At 31.5% G+C, this 4186-nt stretch carries 4 protein-coding genes; all 4 read left to right on the top strand.

Annotation, left to right across the window (positions count from 1 at the left end; translation table 11 throughout):
• Positions 1-138 precede the first annotated feature (138 nt).
• The 4 genes from trbB to CCO88_RS08965 are packed head-to-tail and all read left to right on the top strand — an operon-like array spanning position 139 to position 4137.
• Complete coding sequence (gene trbB / locus CCO88_RS08980; protein ID WP_002840346.1) at positions 139-1077, top strand: P-type conjugative transfer ATPase TrbB; 939 nt, start codon at positions 139-141, stop codon at positions 1075-1077.
• A 9-nt stretch (positions 1078-1086) separates the two neighbouring features.
• Positions 1087-1383, top strand: a complete 297-nt coding sequence (locus CCO88_RS08975) for a TrbC/VirB2 family protein (protein ID WP_002840345.1) — start codon at positions 1087-1089, stop codon at positions 1381-1383.
• Positions 1383-1670 (top strand): conjugal transfer protein TrbD, encoded by a 288-nt coding sequence (locus CCO88_RS08970; RefSeq protein ID WP_002840344.1) that lies wholly within the window; start codon positions 1383-1385, stop codon positions 1668-1670. The genes CCO88_RS08975 and CCO88_RS08970 overlap by 1 nt, the downstream gene beginning before the upstream one ends.
• Position 1671: 1 nt before the next feature.
• Positions 1672-4137: a VirB4 family type IV secretion/conjugal transfer ATPase gene (locus CCO88_RS08965; protein ID WP_002840343.1), complete on the top strand. Its 2466-nt coding sequence runs from the start codon at positions 1672-1674 to the stop codon at positions 4135-4137.
• The last annotated feature ends 49 nt before the right edge of the window (positions 4138-4186 follow it).

Genomic DNA, 4186 nt, shown 5'->3' with positions numbered 1-4186 from the left:
AGAGAGAGAGAGAGAGAGAGAGAGAGCAGAATAATCTTAAACTTTTCTTAATTTTTAAACTTTTACAACTCCACAATCCATACAAAAAAAATCCTGACAAATTTTTAACTCTTGTAATTGAATCAAAAGGACTCTTGAATGAGTAATATTGAGTTTCAAGCAAGAATCAACGAAAAAATCAAAAGAGAATTTGGCGATATTTTAGTTCATTTGGAAGATGAAGAAACAATAGAACTTATGCTAAATTCAGACGGCAAACTTTGGCTTGAAAAACTAGGTCAAGATATGATATGTCTAGGCGATTTTTCAGAAGCTAAAGCAAAATCTATCATTACCGCAGTTTCTACCCTTCTTGATACAACCACAAATGCAGACAATCCTATTTTAGAATGCGAATTGCCACTTGATGGATCAAGGTTTGAAGCTTTATTGCCACCAATCGTCGCAAAACCAACCTTTACAATCAGAAAAAAAGCTGTCAAAATCTTTACTCTTGATGATTATGTAGATTCTAATATTCTTACACCAAAACAAAAAGAAGTTTTAATCAATGCTATTACAGAACGCCAAAATATTTTAGTTGTTGGTGGAACTGGTAGCGGTAAAACCACTTTTTCAAACGCAATTATCGACGGCATTTCTAAAATCACACCCGAGCATAGAATAGTAATCATTGAAGATACAGCAGAGCTTCAATGTGCGAGTAAAAATAAAGTGATTTTAAGAGCAACGGATAAAGTAGATATGCTTAGACTTTTAAAAGCCACAATGCGACTTCGTCCCGATAGAATTATAGTGGGCGAAACAAGAGGCAAAGAAGCTTTAGACTTATTAAAAGCTTGGAATACAGGACATCCTGGCGGAATAGCCACAATACACGCTAATTCTGCAAATGGCGGACTTACGAGAATGGAGCAATTAATTTCTGAAGCAACAACTGCAAAAATGAGTAAATTAATTGCTGAAGCTGTAAATTTAATTGTTTTTATCTCAAAAACTAAGGAGGGAAGAAAAATAAAAGAAATCATAAAAGTAATTGATTTTGAAAATAATAAATACATTACACAAACAATTTAAGGAGTTTAAATGCAAAGATTTTTATTTTTATTTTTGGTGCTAGGCTTAGGATATGCTTTAGCCTCAACGACTGGAGCAGGTTTGCCCTGGGAAGATCCACTAGAAACAATCAAAGCGAGTTTAAGTGGTCCCGTGGCTGGTGTTGTTTCTATTTTAGCCATAATTGGAGCTGGAGCTGGTTTAATTTGGGGCGGAGAATTAAACGGTTTTATCAAAACTCTTATTTATATAGTGCTCGTTATTGCCATAGTTGTTGGTGCAGGTAATTTTATGGGAATTTTTAATACTAGCGGAGCGTTAATTTAATGGAAGAATTACAAAAAATAGATATTTATAGTGCCTTAAATAAGCCCAATTTAATATTTGGTGCAGATAGAGAATTAATGCTGATAACTGGATTAATTTCATTTGCACTTATTTTTACAGGTGCAACGCTTATTACAAGCGTTATAGGTATTGCATTATTTTTTGTTTGCGGTTTGCTTTTAAGATTAATGGCAAAAAGCGATCCGCTAATGCGTCAAATTTTTATACGCCAAAATAAATATAAAAAGTTTTATTATCCACAAAGCACACCATTTTCAAAGGATTAAAATGTTAGCACTTAAAGAGTTTAGAAATAAAGCAAAAGCATTTCCCGATATTTTAAATTATGCAAGTTTTATCGATGAAGGTATTTTGCTTAATAAAGACGGGAGTTTAACGGCTGGTTTTTATTATCGGGCTGGAGATATTAGCTCCATGACAATAAATGAAAGAAATACTTTAAGTGCTAGGATTAATAGCGTTTTAAAAACTCTAGGCAATGGCTGGGCGGTGCATATTGATTGCTCCAGGATAAAAACAGAAAATTACATTGACGGCGATACTTTTTATCAAAGTAATATCGCACAAATTCTTGAAAATGAAAGAAAACATTATTTTGACAATGTAGAACATTTTGAAAATCTTTTTACAATGATTTTCACTTATTTACCACCACACAAAAATATAAGCAAAATTACCGATTTGATGATAATTGATGAAACAAAAAATAAAAATCAAAGCAATAAAATATTAGAGTATTTTAAAAACATTCTTCAAAAATTAGAAGATAGCTTAAGCAATTATATAAAAATTGAAAGAATGCTACCAAGAACAGCTATTGACGAATATAATAATGAATATATTTTAGATGATATGCTTGAATATATTAATTTTTGTATTTGTGGCGAAAGACAAAAAATAATATTGCCAAATGCTCCTATGTTTCTTGATTGTTTATTAGGTGGAAGACATTTTGAAACGGGAATGTATCCACGAATTGATAATCAACACATAGGAATTATTGCGATTGAAGGCTTTCCAAGTGAAAGTTATCCAAATATTTTAAATGCACTCACAGAGCTTAATTTTGATTATAGATTTAATACTAGATTTATCTTTTTAGATGATTTTGACGCCCAAAATTCACTTAATAAATATCGTAAAAAATGGCAACAAAAAACAAAAGGTTGGGTAGATCAATTACTAGATCGTCCCGCAAGAAGATTAGATAATCATGCCGTGCTAATGGTGCAAGAGCTAGATTCAGCATTAGCAGAATCAAAAACCGGCTTATTAGGGTATGGCTATTACACCGCAAATATTGTAGTGTTTGATAGAGATAATGAAAGTTTAGAACACAAATTAAAAGATATAAGAAAAGTTTTAGAAAATTTAGGTTTTTTATCACGCACCGAAACAATTAATTCAGTAGAAGCTTATTTAGGAACTTTACCTGGATTTGTTTATCCGAATTTACGCCGTCCTGTGTTAAATACACTCAATTTAACTCATTTAATTCCTTTGGCGTCTATTTGGGCGGGAGAAAAATACAATCCTAGTGATAAATTTCCTCCAAATTCTCCGCCATTAATGCAAGTTGTTACATCTGGTAATACACCTTTTAGATTAAATCTGCATGTTAGTGATTTGGGACATACTTTAATTTTTGGTCCGACAGGATCGGGAAAATCTACCTTATTAGCAAATATATTTCTCTCTTTTCAAAAATATAAAAATGCTAAAATTTACGCATTTGATAAAGGACAAAGCTTATTAGCTCCTACACTTGCAACGGGTGGAATTCATTATAATATCGCAGGGGATCATTCATCTTTAGCATTTGCTCCTTTAGCAAATATCAAAACAGAAGCCGAGATTGCATGGGCTGAATTTTGGATTGAAACTTGCTTAAAGTTACAAAATGTAAATGTTACACCAAAACAAAAAAAATTAATACATGAAGCCTTAATTTCTCATATCAATACAAATTCTACCTCTTTGACTGAATTTGTATCAGCTTTGCAAGATAGTGATTTAAGAGATGCTTTAAATTATTATACAATTTCTGGAACAGGTGGTTTTTTATTTGACAGCGAGGAAGATAAATTAAGCTTAAGCAGTATCACAACATTTGAAATAGAAGAATTGATGAATTTAGGAGATCAATACATAATCCCTGCCTTACTCTACATTTTCAATCGTATAGAAAAAGGCTTAGATGGAAGTCCTACATTACTCATCATTGATGAAGCTTGGATTGCATTAAAGCACCCTGCGTTTAAAGATAAAATAGTTAATTGGCTTAAAGTTTTAAGAAAAGCAAATGTAGCCGTTATAATGGCTACACAAAGCTTAAGCGATAGTGCAAAAAGTGGAATTTTAGATATTCTACAAGAATATTGCCCTACTAAAATATTTTTACCTAATCCCGAAGCTTATAAAAAAGGAAGTGAAAATGTTTTAGCTCCTTACGACTTTTATAAAATTTTTGGACTTAACGATGTGCAAATTAGCATTATCAATAATGCCATTCAAAAAAGAGAATATTATTACACTTCTCCACTTGGAACTAGACTTTTTAATTTAGCACTTGGAAAAACTAATTTAGCCTTTACAGGTATTAGCGATAAAGTAAGCGTTAAAAGAGTAAATCAACTTTATCAACAATATAAAGAGAATTGGGCTTATAAATGGTTAGAAGAAAAAGAAATAAACTACAAAAGATTTGATAATTCAAAAAAGGAGGAAGCATGAGTAACCTAACTGTTATAAATATAAATAATCAAGAAGTTGTTTTTGAAAA

Source organism: Campylobacter coli LMG 9860 (genome assembly GCF_000254135.1).
Lineage (GTDB): Bacteria > Campylobacterota > Campylobacteria > Campylobacterales > Campylobacteraceae > Campylobacter_D > Campylobacter_D coli.
The sequence above is the reverse complement of the archived record's forward strand: the minus strand, read 5'-3'. Positions and strand labels throughout refer to the sequence as shown.